Annotated in this window: 12 protein-coding genes and 1 tRNA gene; 10 read left to right on the top strand and 3 right to left on the bottom strand. The window is 68.9% G+C overall.

Annotated elements, in window-relative coordinates:
- The first annotated feature begins 6 nt into the window (after positions 1–6).
- A complete protein-coding gene (gene topA / locus M3B11_RS00315; RefSeq protein ID WP_259874466.1) occupies positions 7–2,889 on the top strand; it encodes a type I DNA topoisomerase in 2,883 nt (960 codons plus the stop codon).
- Positions 2,890–2,987: 98 nt separating this feature from the next.
- On the opposite strand, the gene M3B11_RS00310 is transcribed toward topA, so the two are convergent.
- Positions 2,988–3,728 carry a lipoyl protein ligase domain-containing protein gene (locus M3B11_RS00310; protein ID WP_259874625.1) on the bottom strand — a complete coding sequence of 247 codons (741 nt, stop codon included), beginning with the start codon at positions 3,726–3,728 and terminating at the stop codon, positions 2,988–2,990.
- A 252-nt stretch (positions 3,729–3,980) separates the two neighbouring features.
- Between M3B11_RS00310 and tmk the strand changes: the two genes are divergently transcribed.
- Positions 3,981–6,449 carry a dTMP kinase gene (tmk, locus tag M3B11_RS00305; protein ID WP_259874464.1) on the top strand — a complete coding sequence of 823 codons (2,469 nt, stop codon included), beginning with the start codon at positions 3,981–3,983 and terminating at the stop codon, positions 6,447–6,449.
- Complete coding sequence (locus M3B11_RS00300; protein ID WP_259874462.1) at positions 6,446–7,630, top strand: DNA polymerase III subunit delta'; 1,185 nt, start codon at positions 6,446–6,448, stop codon at positions 7,628–7,630. Before tmk ends, M3B11_RS00300 begins: the two co-directional genes overlap by 4 nt.
- Before the next feature lie 23 nt (positions 7,631–7,653).
- Here M3B11_RS00300 and M3B11_RS00295 read toward each other — a convergent pair whose 3' ends face one another.
- On the bottom strand, positions 7,654–8,754 hold the full coding sequence (locus tag M3B11_RS00295; protein ID WP_259874623.1) for a M20/M25/M40 family metallo-hydrolase: 1,101 nt from the start codon (positions 8,752–8,754) through the stop codon (positions 7,654–7,656).
- Between the two features lie 177 nt (positions 8,755–8,931).
- Between M3B11_RS00295 and M3B11_RS00290 the strand changes: the two genes are divergently transcribed.
- The 7 genes from M3B11_RS00290 (at position 8,932) to M3B11_RS00260 (ending at position 14,016) form a co-directional block, all read left to right on the top strand.
- Positions 8,932–9,004, top strand: a tRNA-Thr gene (locus M3B11_RS00290).
- 87 nt (positions 9,005–9,091) lie between these two features.
- Positions 9,092–9,436, top strand: coding sequence for a helix-turn-helix domain-containing protein (locus M3B11_RS00285; protein WP_259874460.1), 345 nt, complete (start codon positions 9,092–9,094; stop codon positions 9,434–9,436).
- Between the two features lie 240 nt (positions 9,437–9,676).
- Entirely contained in the window at positions 9,677–9,862 is a 186-nt protein-coding gene (locus M3B11_RS00280) for a hypothetical protein (protein WP_259874458.1), read from the top strand.
- A gap of 235 nt (positions 9,863–10,097) precedes the next feature.
- On the top strand, positions 10,098–11,144 hold the full coding sequence (locus M3B11_RS00275) for a YeeE/YedE family protein (protein WP_259874456.1): 1,047 nt from the start codon (positions 10,098–10,100) through the stop codon (positions 11,142–11,144).
- 30 nt (positions 11,145–11,174) lie between these two features.
- Entirely contained in the window at positions 11,175–11,399 is a 225-nt protein-coding gene (locus tag M3B11_RS00270; protein ID WP_102161239.1) for a sulfurtransferase TusA family protein, read from the top strand.
- A gap of 125 nt (positions 11,400–11,524) precedes the next feature.
- Positions 11,525–12,412 (top strand): universal stress protein, encoded by an 888-nt coding sequence (locus tag M3B11_RS00265; RefSeq protein ID WP_259874454.1) that lies wholly within the window; start codon positions 11,525–11,527, stop codon positions 12,410–12,412.
- An 83-nt stretch (positions 12,413–12,495) separates the two neighbouring features.
- Positions 12,496–14,016, top strand: coding sequence for an RNB domain-containing ribonuclease (locus M3B11_RS00260; protein WP_259874452.1), 1,521 nt, complete (start codon positions 12,496–12,498; stop codon positions 14,014–14,016).
- 41 nt (positions 14,017–14,057) lie between these two features.
- Here the strand turns inward: M3B11_RS00260 and M3B11_RS00255 are convergent, their stop codons facing one another.
- Entirely contained in the window at positions 14,058–14,693 is a 636-nt protein-coding gene (locus M3B11_RS00255; protein WP_259874450.1) for a TetR/AcrR family transcriptional regulator, read from the bottom strand.
- Positions 14,694–14,743: the final 50 nt, after the last annotated feature.

Genomic DNA, 14,743 nt, shown 5'->3' with positions numbered 1-14,743 from the left:
AACCTCGTGGCACAAACGGCTGCTCAGCCGCGCCGGCTCGTCATCGTCGAGTCTCCGACCAAAGCCCGCACCATCGTGGGCTACCTCGGGGACGGCTACGACGTCGAAGCCTCGGTGGGCCATATCCGAGACCTGCCGCAGCCCTCGGAGCTGCCTGCGGATATGAAGAAGGGCCCGTTCGGCAAGTTCGCCGTCGATGTCGACTCCGACTTCGAGCCGTACTACCGGGTCGCCCCGGATAAGAAGAAGAAGGTCACCGAGCTCAAGCGGCTGCTCAAGGACGCCGACGAACTCTATCTGGCAACAGACGAGGACCGTGAGGGTGAGGCGATCGCCTGGCACCTGCTCGAAGTCCTCAAGCCCACGGTCCCGGTTAAGCGGATGGTGTTCCACGAGATCACTCCCGAGGCGATCGCACGCGCCCTGGAGAGCACCCGCGAACTGGACTACTCGCTGGTCGACGCGCAGGAGACCCGCCGCATCCTCGACCGGCTCTACGGCTATGAGGTCTCGCCGGTGCTCTGGCGCAAGGTCCGCGCCGGGCTCTCAGCCGGCCGTGTGCAGTCGGTGGCCACCCGCCTCGTCGTCGAACGCGAACGCGAGCGGATGGCCTTCGTGCCTGCCCACTACTGGGACCTCGACATCGACCTGGCTGTGCCCGGCTCGGGCGCCGAGTTCGCCGCCCGCCTGACGACGTATCACGGCCAGCGGGTCGCCGGCGGCCGTGATTTCGACGATGCCGGGCAGCTGAAGGAGAAAGCCGCCTCCGAGGTCGTCGTCCTGACCGAGGACATGGCGACCGAACTCGCCGGCCAGCTCACCACCTCGGCGAAGGACAGCCTGCGTGTCACGGCGCTGGAGACGAAGCCGTACTCGCGCCGCCCGGCTGCGCCGTTCACCACTTCGACCCTGCAGCAGGAGGCCGGCCGCAAGCTGCGGATGACCGCCCGTCAGGCGATGCGCACCGCCCAGTCGCTGTACGAGAACGGCTACATCACGTACATGCGAACCGACTCCTCGGCGCTGTCGACGCAGGCGGTGACCGCCGCCCGGAATCAGATCGCCGAACTCTACGGCCCCGAATACGTCCCGGAGTCGGCCCGGGTGTACGCGCAGAAGCAGAAGTCTGCGCAGGAGGCTCATGAAGCGATCCGTCCTGCCGGTGACTCCTTCCGCACCCCGGCCCAGGTCTCCGGGAAGCTCTCCGGCGATGAGTTCCGGCTCTACGACCTCATCTGGAAGCGCACCCTCGCCAGCCAGATGGCCGACGCCAAGGGCAAGACGGCCACGATGCGCATCACTGCCGACCTCGGTGAGGACAGGACGGCGGGCTTCACCGCCTCGGGCACGGTCATCACCTTCCGCGGCTTCCTCGCCGCCTATGAGGAGGGCCGTGACGCTGAACGCTACGCCGCCAAGGAGGGCGGCCGGCTGCCGGAGGTCGAAGAAGGCCAGGCGATCTCCGTCGCTCGCGCCGAGGCCGACGGCCACACGACTGCACCGCCGCCGCGCTTCACCGAGGCCAGTCTCGTCAAGCGGCTCGAAGAGCTCGGCATCGGCCGGCCGTCGACGTACGCGGCGATCATCTCGACGATCCAGGATCGCGGCTACGTCACCGAACGCGGCAGCGCGCTGGTGCCCAGCTGGCTGGCGTTCTCCGTCGTCCGGCTGCTCGAAGAGCACTTCGGAGGGCTTGTTGACTACCAGTTCACTGCAGCTCTCGAAGCCGACCTCGACGCGATCGCCGGAGGTGCGAAGGAGCGCAGCCAGTGGCTCAGCGAGTTCTACTTTGGCACCGGGGCTGACCACGACGGTCTCAAGCCGACAGTCGACGACTTAGGCGACATCGATGCGCGGGCGATCAACTCGATCGACATCGCTGAGGGCATCGTGCTCAGGGTCGGCCGGTACGGGCCGTATCTGGAGGTCTCGCCGGAGGCAGCTGCCGGGGCTGGGGCGAAGGCCGCAGCCGAGCAGGCCGGTGCGAAGGCTGCTGCCAAGGGTGAGGGGGAGTCTGGGGAGCCGGCACCGATCCGCGTCTCCGTGCCCGATGACCTGGCCCCCGATGAGCTGACTGCCGAGAAGGCCCGTGAGCTCATCGCCGAACAGGGACAGGGCGATCGCGAGCTCGGTGTCGACCCGGAGTCCGGCCACACGATCGTGGCGAAGTCCGGCCGGTTCGGCCCCTACGTCACCGAGATCCTGCCCGAACCGGAGGAGAAGCCCAAGCGCGGGGCCAAGAAGCCCAAGCCGCGCACGGCCTCGCTGTTCAAGTCGATGGACCCGGCCACAGTCGACCTGGCGACGGCGCTGAAGCTGCTGAGCCTGCCGCGCGAGGTGGGAGCCGACGCCGAGGGCGAGGTCATCACCGCGCAGAACGGCCGGTACGGTCCCTACCTGAAGAAGGGCAGCGATTCGCGGTCGCTGGAGACAGAAGAGCAGATCTTCAACATCACCCTGGAGGAGGCGCTGGCGATCTACGCCCAGCCCAAGCAGCGCGGCCGCCGTGCGGCCGCCGCCCCGCTCAAGGAGTTCGGCGAGGACCCGGAGTCGAAGAAGCCGGTCGTGCTCAAGGACGGCCGCTTCGGCCCCTACGTCACCGACGGGACGACGAACGCGACCCTGCGCAAGGACGACGCCGTCGACTCGATCACCGCCGAGCGGGCCTTCCAGCTGCTTGCGGAGAAGCGGGCGAAGGGACCGGCGAAGAAGCGCACGACCGCCAAGAAGACGACGGCGAAGAAGACGACGGCCAAATCGTCCTCCGCGAAGAAGTCGACGGCGGCGAAATCGACGACTGCGAAGAAGTCGACGACCGCGCGCACGACCGCTGCGAAGAAGACCACGGCTGCGAAGAAGACGTCTACGGCCACGCCGAAGACGCCCTGATCTGAGCGAGCGCAGAGCCCCGTCAGCCCCACCGGCTGGCGGGGCTCAGCCGTTGCTGCGGCGTTTCAGCGGCGCCGTTGCTGCGGCGCTTCAGCCGCTTACAGCTCGTGCTTATTCCGGTACTCAGCAGCCGCGGCCAACGTCTCCTCACCGATCTGGCCGGCCACCACCTCATAGGCGGTGCCATAGGCGGCGTCGAAGGCCTCGGTGACCGCCTCGACCGTCACCTCGGGATGCACCTCGCTGATCGACCCGCCGGTCGCCGGATCCCACTCGACACCAAGGGCCGCTTCGACATCGGTGAGCACCGCTCGGATCGGATCCGGGTCGGTCACGACGATCGACGACGAGAACAGCCAGCCGGCTGCCGTCACCCGCTGCGCCGTGCCGATCGCCTTGATCCTCCCTGCAACGTTGACGCTGTGCTCACCGGGGCAGTACTCGCCCGGGATCTCGCCGAGGCGCGCGTCGATGCCGAGCGAGCGCAGCACCTGGGCGTACATCGCCCCGAAGTCCGTGAACCGGCCCTGCGTGCCTGAGAGCAGCGTCGAGGCCGGCTCGATGTGATCGATGACGAGGCTGCCGCGGTGATACGGGGCCACCCGCCCGCCGAGCGAACGCAGCACCGGCGTGAACCCGTGAGCACGCGCCGCCTCGACGGCGGCGGGAAAGCCGGGCAGGAACCGGTCGCGGGCACCGAAGGCGACTGTCGGCTCCGGCCGGTAGATCCGCAGCACACCCGGCCGCTGCCCGGCCCGCACCTCATCGAGCAGCACTCGAGCCAGGGAGAGCGCATCGACTGGGTCATCGGTCCCGCGTCCGAGGCGGTGCAGCCGGATGCGGGCAGGCGCGGGCCGGCCGTCGGTCAGGGGAGCGGCCCCGGCCGGCACGGCAGAACCAGCAGGCCGGCCGGCTGCGTCACGGGAGTCGGTGTCGGTCACCTAGACAGGATAACCGCGGCCGCACCGTGCCGTGTCCCCTGCAGGATTCCGTGCTCGCGCGGTGCGCACCAGCACGTCCAGCAAGCCGACAGGTGGGCCTCGTAGGCTGACATCGTCGATGTCCGAGCCGATGAGTATCGTGGAGATGTGATGACAACTCCGAATCCCCCGAGCGGCGCGTCCGCAGCCGCACCCGCGGCGCCCAGACGGCATCCGCTCGCACCGCTCGTCCCGCTCGGATTGGAGATCGGCGCCTGGCTGCTGCTGCTGGCCACCGGCGCGATCGCTTTCGGTCTCGCTGGCGTCATGGGCTTCTTCGACACCGGCCTGCCAGCTGACCTGCACAGCGTCCAGCCGGTCTGGGAGGTCGGCGAGTTCAGCGTCCGCCGCGGCGCGATCGCACTCACGGTCCTCCTCGTCGTCACATCAGCCGGCCTGTTCCTGCCGACGTCGCTGCTCGGCCCACGCCTGTCGACCACCGGCGGCCGAGTGCTGTCCTCTGCAGCCGCAGCCGCCGGAGTATCGGGCCTGTTCCTCTTCTTCTTCCCCTCCGTCTGGCTCGCCTGGCTCACTGGCCTGCTGCTGGCAGTTATGGTCGCCCTGCTCGTCCGCCAGGCCCCGGGAGTGCACCGGAAACCGTGGCGCTCGGTTGGTGTCGCCGCCGGCCTCGGCCTGTTCGTCACCTACATCGCCCAGATCGCCTCGGGCGTCTCCGCCGGCGTGCCCGCCCAGCGCTGGCTGCTGCTGTTGGCCGCCCTCGTCTTGCTCGCCGGGGCGATCGCCTCCTTCCTGCTGCCGGTCTCCGCCGACTCCGTCGACCAGACCACCGGCGCGTTCCCTGCTCAGCACCACGGCCGCGGCGAGGCCGAGATCGCCCGCCCCTGGGCCTGCTACGTCCTCTTCGCCGGGCTCGGCGTCATCGTCGCGCTGCCCCAGATCGTCGTCGCCGACCTCAGCTTCGGCCAGGCCGGCACCTACGCGATCCTGTGCGCCGCCCTCGTCGGCTGGGCCGCCGGCTTCGAAGCCGGGCCGACCTTCGCCCCAGGCATGACGCGCCCACGCCTGACCTCTTTCGCCGTGCTCATCGTCGGCGTGCTGCTCGTCCTCATCGGCGCGCTCAAAGAGCTCTCGGGCATAGCGATTCTCTCCGGCGCCGCAGCATTCGTCGTCGGCATCGGCGTGCGCGCCCAGCCATATGCGTTCTCCCGCCGCATCGGACTCGGCATCGGCGCCTTCGCCGCGCTGCTGCTGACCTGGCTCGGCACCGCGCTCGACGTCCCGGTGACTGCCTTCTTGGTCTGGGAGGTCACCACCACCGCGGTCGCCTACATCGTCCCCGGCCTGCTCACCATCGTCGCCGGCATTATCGCGATCGTGACGTTCTCCCCGCTGGGCGTGCGCGGCCTCGGAGTCGACCTCGTCCACGCCTTTCGTGCACCCGTCACCCGCACGAGAACTCCCGCGGCGCCGTTCGCCGGGCCCGAGGCGGTGGCCGGCCCCGAGGCGGTAGCCGGCCCCCAGCCGGGTGCGGTCGACGCTGTCCGCAGGCTCGCCGAGCGCGGGCTGTTCATCGCCTTCGAAGGCGGCGACGGGGTCGGCAAGACCACCCAGATCCGCAAGCTCGGCGAGCACCTGGCCGCCCGCGGCTTCACCGATGTCCACACCACCCGCGAACCCGGCGGCACCGAGGCCGGACAGCGCATCCGCGACGTCCTGCTGGGCGGCAGGGGAGTGGCCCAACGCGCTGAGGCACTGCTCTTCGCAGCGGATCGCGCCCACCACATCGCCGACCGCGTCGACCCGTGGCTCACCGCCGGCGGTGTCGTCATGACCGATCGCTACATCGATTCCTCGCTGGCCTACCAGTCAGCCGGCCGGCAGCTCTCGGTCGCCGAGGTCGGGGCGATCTCCCGCTGGGCGACGACCGGGCTCATCCCGCACCTGACGATCATCCTCGACATGGATCCGGCGGCAGCGAACGCACGCACCGAATCCCGCGGCGGGGCCAACCACCTCGACCGGGCCGGCCTCGAGTTCCATTCTCGGGTCCGGCAGGCGTTCCTCGACATGGCCGCGGCAGAACCGCAGCGCTACGTCGTCATCGACGCCGACCGCGACCCCGATACTGTGGCCGCCGACATCGCCGCAGCCGTCGACCGGACGCTGACAACCCAGGGCATCCGCCCCCAGCCCCCGGTCGTGGGTCAGCCCGCGACCGCCGGTGAGCAGCCGGCAGACGGACACCAGCGGGCGGACGCTGCGAGGGAAGCTGGCCCTCAGCTGGAAGCTGAATCACCAGCTCCCGACGAGGACGCCACCACGGTCCTGCCCTCAGCCAGCAGCAGAACCGGCAGCCACGCGGCCGGTGAGGACGAGACGACTGTCCTGCGCACCTCAGCAGCCGGGGAGGACGACGATGACTCGGCCACCACCGTGCTGACACCCCAGCCGGGAGCCGAGCCGGATCCCGGTGACGCCGAGACGACCGTGATGCCGCGCCAACAGCTGCACAACTCCTCGCGGCAGAAGCTGCAGGCCCAAGCTGAGATCGAACGCCAGGCTCGTGAGCGCCTGCGCGAAGCCCGCTTGCGCGGCATGCGCCGAGGAGACCAGCAGTGACCGGCGTGTGGAGTGAGCTCGTCGGCCAGGACGCGGCGATCGAACAGCTGCGCCGCGCCGCCCATGCCGCTGGCCGCATCGCCGCCGGCGACACCTCGGGCACCGCCTCGATGACCCACGCCTGGCTCATCACCGGCCCGCCGGGCTCGGGCCGGTCGAATGCCGCCCGGGCCTTCGCCGCCGCGCTCTTCAGCCCGTCCCACGGTGATGAGCTCGATGCCGAATCGCACCGCGCGCTGGCCGGCACGCACGAGTCGATGACCGTCATGTCGACGCAGAAGTCGCTCATCTCCATCGACGAGGTCCGCGACCTCGTCTCCCAGGCCCATTCCGCCCCGGTCAACGCCCCCTGGCGGGTGATGATCATCGAAGACGCTGACCGGATGGCCGAACGCACCTCCAACGTCCTGCTCAAGGCGATCGAGGAACCGCCGCCTGCAACCGTGTGGATTCTGTGTGCGCCGAGCACCCAGGATGTGCTCACGACGATCCGCTCACGCTGCCGCAACGTCAACCTGCGGATCCCGCCGACCGAGGCGATCGCCGAGCTGCTCACCACCCGCGACGGCGTCGACCCGGAGAAAGCCGCCTGGGCTGCCGCAGCCGCGCAGAACCACATCGGCCGGGCCAAGCGCTTCGCCCTCAATGAGGCGGCCGCTGCCGAACGGCAGCGCACGCTGGACATCCCGTCCCGGCTCACCTCCCTGGGCACCACCGTCCGGCTGGCCGGCCGGGTCGTCGACAGCGCTGCCGAACGCGCCAAAGAGCGCACGGCTGAACGCAACGCCGCCGAACGCGAGGAGCTGCTCACCACCCTCGGCGTCGAACCCGGCAAGGCCCCGCCGCCAGCCGTGCGCGCCCAGGTGCGCCGCCTCGAAGAGGAACAGAAACGCAAGAACGTCCGCGCCCGCAACGACGAGATCGATTCGATGTTCTTGGAGCTGCTCTCGCTGTACCGCGATGTGCTGCTGTGCCAGCTCGGGCTCTCGGACGGCTGGATCAACACCGGCGAGGACGAGCGCATCCGCGCACTGGCCGAGGGCAACACGGCCACGAGCACGCTGCGCCGCATCGACATCCTCACTCAGGCTCGCCAGCGACTGTCGACGAACATGGCTCCGCTGCTCATCGTCGAAGCTGCGTTCATCGGGCTCGTGAACCCCTGGCTGCTCGACGAGTGAGCCTGCCGGCAGGCTGAATGCGCTCAGTCGTCGAGCAGGCTGCCGACGAGGTCCCTGACGAGTTCGATCCGCCTGGGAATCCACGCCGCCACCGCATGCTCGCTGTCGGCATGCGACCCGCCGCCGATCGTGCCGAGCCCATCGAGGGTCGGCACACCGATGCCGGCGGTGAAGTTCCCATCCGAACCGCCGCCCACAGCGATCGACCGCAGCGGCGGGTGCCCGAGCCTGCCGGCGATCCGCTGGGCGCGGGCGTAGAGGTTCATCGAGTGCTTCGTCTCGAACGGCGGCCGGTTGATGCCCCCGCGCAGCAGCAGCTTCGCACCCGGGTGCTTCGGCTTGAGCATGCGCAGCGCGGCGTCGACCCGACGCTGCTCCTCAATCTGCACCGCACGGGAGTCGATGCCGACCTTCGCGGCAGCCGGCACCGTGTTCGTCGTCGTACCCGAGCTCATGACCGTCGGCACCACCGAGGTACCGGCTGAACGATCGCCGATCGTGAGGATATCGAGCACCTGGGCTGAGACCTCGGCGGTGGCATTGATGCCCTTCTCCGGCTCGACACCGGCATGCGAGGCACGGCCGCGCACCTCGAGCTCATAGATCGCCACACCCTTGCGCGCGATCTTGACCGCCCCGTCGGAGCCGCCGGATTCGAAGACGAGCGCGGCCTTCGCCCCGCGCGCCTCCTCCTCGATGAGTGAGCGCGAGGTGATCGAACCGAGCTCCTCATCACCGGTGATGAGCACCGAGACGCCGTCGAGACTGCCGCGGCGGGCCAGCAGCAGGCCGAGGGCGTGGAAGATGATGAGATCCCCGCCCTTCATGTCATCGGCACCTGGGCCGCGGATGATCCCGTCGATGAAGGAGAACGGCAGCCGGCGGATCGTGCCCAGCGGCCACACCGTGTCGTGGTGGCCGATGAGCACCACCTCGCGCGGACCCGAGCCGAAGCGCCAGAGTGCGTGGGTGGCCTTGTCGATGCGGATCAGCCGGGCGGCGCTGCCGAGGTGGGAGGCACCGATCTTCGAGACGAGACGGGCGCTGCGGGCCACCGCATCAGGATCCGCGGACGGGGACTCGCATTCGATGAGCTCCTCGAACTCGCGCAGAAAGCGATCCATATCCACGGCCACGTTCTCTCCAGGTCCTCTCGTCTCTCGGTGGGGCGGTATGCGATGGCAGGCGGAGCTGCCGGGCAGCGGTGTGCGCCACCAGCTTCACTGTATCGCGCCGGCGAGTGCAGCGCCGGGATGTTCTTTTGACGCTCGGCTGAGTGAGCCGCTATCCTTGTCCAGGTTGCCTCCTTAGCTCAGTCGGCAGAGCGTCTTACTCGTAATAAGAAGGTCGCCGGTTCGATTCCGGCAGGAGGCTCTCTGCTTGTCAGAAAACGCGCGGATGCCACCAGATGGCATCGGCGCGTTTTTGCGTTCTCACGCTGGATCCGCAGCGTGCGGCTTAATGCTCGAAAAGGCGGCGGTGACGGCTGTAGAGACGGCTACTGCTGATCCGGTCCGTTCACTGAAGGACTTTGTCGCCGAGCATCCCGTGGACCGGGAGCGCGTCGACGCGCACAAGGAGCGGATGCTCGCCGAGGTGCGTGCGTACCGGCTCCGCGAGCAAGCTGGCCTAACACAGGCTCAGCTCGCGGAGCGCATCGGCGTAGGGCAACGCCAGGTCTCCAAGATCGAGCGTGGCGACCTTGATAACGCAAAGGTTGGAACGATCCGCAGCTACCTTGAAGCAATCGGCGGTGGCCTGGCTATCGAGTACGTGCTGGGAGACCAGCGTATCCAAGTGGCCTGATCGAAGCCGACGCCGAACGCGTCTGGATCGCGTGAGTCGGCCTCATGCTCGAGCCATGTCCAGGGTTTTCAGCGCGACTGCAGCAGCTGCCGATCGGTCCAACTGATGTGGATACAACAGCGGCCGACCCCGATCCCGCCCGCGTCGCAGCCGGGGCTGCTCAACTGTGCGCCGGTGCGGTTGCCGGTGTGCAGATGTCATATGTGACACAGTCATGACACTTCGGCGATCGGTTCTGCTATGGTCATCATCGTCCGCAGCGAGCGGATCTTTGCAGACGGTGCGGATCACCTGCACCACAGCGTGCGGCGAACGGCCGCACTTTTCTCGGAAGAAGGGAGAGCCAGCGCGATGTTCCGCCTGCACCTGTTCTCCCGCCGCGTCATCGATCTGATGTACGTGTGCACCTGCGGTTGTTGCTCCTGATATCTCCACGCCGCCCCGGCATGACGGGCATCCTTGTGCCCTGACCGGGCAGGAAACCCTGCTACCTGTGCCGCCTGCGGCTGTCTGTCGCACCCCTGATGCGCGCTGTCTGCGGCGCCATCCGGTGCCTGCGACGCGAATCGTCTCTCACCACTGCCGAACCGCCGCCCGGATACATCCGGCCAGCCTGTGATGTCAGGCCAGCCGGCGCCTCGGCTCTGCACAAAGGACTTCCATGATCATCACTGGACTTCTCGTCGGCCTCGCTCTGGGCTTCGTCTTCCAGCGTGGCCGCTTCTGCGTCACCGGAGCCTTCCGCGACATCTTCATCGCCGGCAGCACCCGCTGGTTCTCCGCGTTCATCCTGCTCATCGCCGTCCACGCCGTCGGCCTCATGGCGCTCAACACGCTGGGCATCATCACCCTGGAGACCGACCCCTTCCCGTGGCTGGCCTCGATCGTCGGCGGTTTCATCTTCGGGTTCGCCATCATCCTCGCCGGCGGCTGCGCCACCGGCACCTACTACCGCTCCGGCGAAGGACTCATCGGAAGCTGGTTCGCCCTTATCTTCTATGCTCTCTTCTCCGCGTTCATGAAGGCAGGACCGGCCGCCGGGTTCACCGAATGGATCCGCGGCATCACCCTCGAGCAGGGGTCCCTGCCGGCGACCTTCGGCCTCTCCCCATGGGTGTTCGCCGTTGTGCTCGCAGCCGTCGCCGCAGCAGTCGTCGTCCACCACCAGCGCAAAGCGAAGGCTCCGCTGGCCGCCCTGCCGCCGCGCAAGTCCGGACTTGCCCACCTGCTGACCGAGAAGCGCTGGAACCCGTTCGCCACTGCTGCGGTCATCGGCATCATCGCCACGATCGCCTGGCCGCTCTCAGCCGCCACCGGACGCAACTCCGGTCTGGGCATCACCACCCCGTCATCGAACCTCGCGCAGTACCTCACCACCGGTGACGCCGACCTCATCGACTGGGGTGTCATGCTCATCCTCGGCATCCTCACCGGCTCGTTCATCGCCGCCAAGGCCTCAGGCGAGTTCCGGCTGCGGGTGCCCGACGCACCCACCGTGGTCAAGTCGATCGGCGGCGGTGCGCTCATGGGCGTCGGTGCTGCGATCGCCGGCGGCTGCACCGTCGGCAACGCAATGGTCGAGACCGCCCAGTTCAGCTACCAGGGATGGGTCTCACTCATCTTCATGGTGCTCGGCACCGGACTGGCAGCCAAGCTCACAATCAAACCAGCCACCGCCTCGGCGCCGGCCGCCCGCGTCAGCGCCTGACAGCCACCACATATCGAAAAGGAGACCACCATGCAGCATGTGCTTGAGACCAACGGACTCGTCTGCCCATTCCCGCTCGTCGAGGCCAAGGACGCGATGAACGGCCTGCCGGCCGGTGACGAACTCGTCATCAACTTCGACTGCACCCAGGCAACCGAGTCGATCCCGCAGTGGGCAGCCGACAACGGCTACCCGGTGACCCACTTCGACCGGACCGGCGAGGCCTCCTGGACCATCACCGTGCAGAAGGCCTGAGGGCCCCGGAGACGGAACCGGCGCTGGGCGCGCGAGAACCGCGCGCCCAGCGTCAATTCCGTCTGTCGAACACGCAGCGAGACCCGGTAGGGTACGCAGTGAGGGTTTGAACCGAGGCAGGTGCGATGCAGATCAACGGCGACATCATTGTCGGAATCGACGGCTCAGAGGCGTCATGCGAAGCCGCAGCCTGGGCGCTGAAGGAATCCCGGCGCTCCGGCCAGCCGCTCCGGCTCATCTCCGTCGCCTCCTCAGCCCACCCCAAGTTCGCTGACCTTGCCGAAGCCCGGCAGGCCGCCGAGGCCGCACTCGCCGAGGTGGGCCGCAGGCTCACCGAGCTCATGGCAGGCCAGGAGACCCCGGCGGTGTTCACCACCGAAGTCCACCACGGCGACCCTGCTGAGGTGATGGCCGAACTGAGCGAGGACGCCGGCCTGCTCGTCATCGGCCATCACGGCTCCGACCAGCCGCCGACCGGCCGGATCGGCACCGTCAGCTCCGGACTGCCCGGCCACGCGCTCAGCCCCGTGCTCATCCACCGGGCCACCCGCGGCAGCGAATTCGACTCCGTCGATGTGCACCCGCGCGGTGAAGCCGGCGTCGTCATCGGACTCGACACCTCCGACTACTCCGGGGTCGCTGCCCTCAACGCGGCAGGCTACGCGGTTGCGACGAACGCGACCCTGCACATCGTCGTCGGCACCGCCCGGCTCGACGGCGACGAGATCGTGCGAGCCCAGACCGAACTCGACATGACCTGGCTGCGCTCACACTTCCCGGGCCTGCGGGTTGACGCCGCCTACCACGACGCCGACCCCGTCGACCTGCTCATCGAACAGTCCCGCGAGGCTGACATGCTCGTCATGGGCAAGCGCGGCATGGGCCGGTTCGCCAGCATGCTCGCCCAGCTCGGCCGCACCACCTCGCAGGTGATGTCGGGTGCCGAATGCTCCCTGCTCGTCGTGCCCTTCCGCGACGACCCGAAGCTCGGCGACCGCCGCCTGGCCGACTGAAGAAGCTCGGCGCCGACTGAACGAGCAGGCCCAGCCAGCTGCGGTTGCGCGGTTCCACGGGCGGTTCCCGGTAACCTGATCCCATGCTCACCCGCCTGCGTCTGCCTGCCTCACTGTCGCCTCGGCGCCGGGACCCGGCCCCCGGCCCGCTCGCCGCGCACCTGCGCGAGGCCTACGCCGCACTTGCCGCCGACCTGCCGGAGGGGTACCCGGCAGCCGCGCTGGCCGACGCCGAGGCGGCGGTCGCCGAACTCGGAGGCGACCCCTTCGCGCTCGGCCGGGACGGCGTCGACACCGAGCGGGCCGACCTGCGCGAGATCCCGTTCGTCACCATCGACCCCCACGGTGCCACCGACCTCGACCAGGCGATGCACCTCGAAGCCCTCGACACGGCTGAAGACGGGGCAGCCTTCCGCGTCCGCTACGCGATCGCCGACGTCGGCCGGTTCATCACCCCTGGTGGGCCGCTCGACGTCGAGACCCACGCCCGGGGGCAGACGATCTACCTGCCCGACCGGCGCATCCCGCTGCACCCGGAGATCATCTCCGAAGGCGCGGCCTCCCTGCTGCCCGGCGAGGACCGGGCCGCCTACGTCTTCACCGTCGAACTCGCAGCCGACGGCACGATCGCACGCCAGGACCTCGAGCGCGCGGTCGTGCGCTCCCGCGCCCAGCTCGACTACGACACCATCCAAGCCGACGCCGATGCCGGCCGGCCGCTGCCCGAGGCGATCGCCGCGCTGCCGGCGATCGGCGCGGCCCTCAAGGCCGATGAAATCGCCCGCGGCGGCCTCGACCTTGCGATCCCGGACCAGGAGGTCACCGAGACCAACGGCGACTACACGCTCAGCTACCGGCCCAGGCAGGGCATTGAGGATGACAACGCGCAGATCAGCCTGCTCGCCGGCCGGGTCGCAGCCGATTTCATGCTGCGCGCCGACCACGGGGTGCTGCGCACGATGCCGCGCCCGGATGAGGAGACCATCAGCGCATTCCTCGCCATCGTCGCAGGCCTTGGCTTCGATGCCGCGGCGCCGTACCAGGACGTCATCCGCAGCATCGGTCACCAGGATCGCAATCCGCGTGCGCTCGCCGTCCACTACGCCTCACCCTCGCTGTTCCGGGGAGCAGGCTACACGCTCATCGGTGCGGAGACCGGTGAGGATGAGCTGCTGCAGGCCGCCGTCGGCGCTCCTTATGCGCACACGACCGCTCCGCTGCGCCGGCTTATCGACCGCTACGTGCTGCCGATCGCTGAAGCCGCCTGCCGGGAAGCCGATGCCCCGGCGTGGGCGCTCGACGGGCTGGCCGAGCTGCCCGCGGTGATGAAGGAGACCGGCCGGCTGGCCGGCCAGATCGACAAGCAGGTCATCGAATACACCGAAGCCGTCCTGCTTGCCGAGCGCACCGGCGAGGTCTTCGACGGGGTCGTCGTCGGCTCGCGGACCACGAAGGACGGCACCCAGCTCGTCGAGGTGCATGTGCCCGAACCTGCCGTTGTTGTGTGGGCTGCCGGCAGGGCACCGGTGGGCGAGCCGGTGCAGATCCGGCTGCGCTCAGCTGAACCAGAGACAGGCACGCTGCTCTTCGACGTCGTCGCCTGAGCCGCAGCTCCAACCCGGGTGCAACGGGTTCCGCCGCCGCTTCAGCCGCGGGCCGGCAGCCCGAGCGAGGCGCGCGCACCGGTGAGCAGCTGGACGCGGACGATGTCGTGGTCGATGCGCCGGGCGACATAGGGTGTCGAGTTGATCATGCCGAACACGGCATGAATCCGCACTGTCGCCTCATCGAGGCTGAGTGCCGGGTCGAGGGCGGTGAGCTGCTCGGCCCACAGGGTCACGTACTGCCGCTGCAGCTGCCGCACCCGGCGGCGGGCCTCATCGGGCAGCGCGGTTAAGTCACGGTCCTGAATCCGGATGAGCTCCGGTTCGCGGAGGGCGAAGTCGACATGGAAGTCGATGAGCCGGCCGATGAGCGCAGCCGCGCCCGAGGCGCCGGTCGCCTCGGCCAGCAGCTCGCGGCCGCCGGTGCGCAGGTATTCGGAGATCCCGACGAGCAGCTCGATGAGGATTGCTTCCTTCGACGCGAAGTGCCGGTAGACCGCCGGCCCGGAGATCCCGGCCCCGGTGCCGATGTCCTCGATGCCGACAGCGTGGAAGCCGCGCCGGGCGAACAGCCCTTTGGCCGCCTGCAGGATCGCTTCGCGGCGCTGAGCCTTCGCAGCAGCGCGCACACCACCGCTGGGGGAGTGGGTGGCAGCCGGGACAGCAGAGGCGTTCATGGCTGACAGCCTAACTCAGTGAGTCACCGCTAACCGAATCATCTCAGCCC

The sequence above is a fragment of the Brevibacterium sp. p3-SID960 genome (assembly GCF_025144725.1).
Taxonomy (GTDB): Bacteria; Actinomycetota; Actinomycetes; order Actinomycetales; family Brevibacteriaceae; genus Brevibacterium.
Note: the sequence above shows the minus strand (reverse complement) of the source record. Positions and strands in the feature narration are given on the sequence as shown.

Bases quoted from the DNA above. Each gene is read 5' to 3' on its own strand.
- M3B11_RS00295 (WP_259874623.1), bottom strand. From the start codon at position 8,754: ATGGATCGCTTTCTGCGCGAGTTCGAGGAGCTCATCGAATGCGAGTCC.
- M3B11_RS00280 (WP_259874458.1), top strand. From the start codon at position 9,677: ATGGTCATCATCGTCCGCAGCGAGCGGATCTTTGCAGACGGTGCGGAT.
- M3B11_RS00255 (WP_259874450.1), bottom strand. From the start codon at position 14,693: ATGAACGCCTCTGCTGTCCCGGCTGCCACCCACTCCCCCAGCGGTGGT.
- M3B11_RS00275 (WP_259874456.1), top strand. From the start codon at position 10,098: ATGATCATCACTGGACTTCTCGTCGGCCTCGCTCTGGGCTTCGTCTTC.
- M3B11_RS00270 (WP_102161239.1), top strand. From the start codon at position 11,175: ATGCAGCATGTGCTTGAGACCAACGGACTCGTCTGCCCATTCCCGCTC.
- M3B11_RS00285 (WP_259874460.1), top strand. From the start codon at position 9,092: ATGCTCGAAAAGGCGGCGGTGACGGCTGTAGAGACGGCTACTGCTGAT.
- M3B11_RS00265 (WP_259874454.1), top strand. From the start codon at position 11,525: ATGCAGATCAACGGCGACATCATTGTCGGAATCGACGGCTCAGAGGCG.
- M3B11_RS00260 (WP_259874452.1), top strand. From the start codon at position 12,496: ATGCTCACCCGCCTGCGTCTGCCTGCCTCACTGTCGCCTCGGCGCCGG.
- tmk (WP_259874464.1), top strand. From the start codon at position 3,981: ATGACAACTCCGAATCCCCCGAGCGGCGCGTCCGCAGCCGCACCCGCG.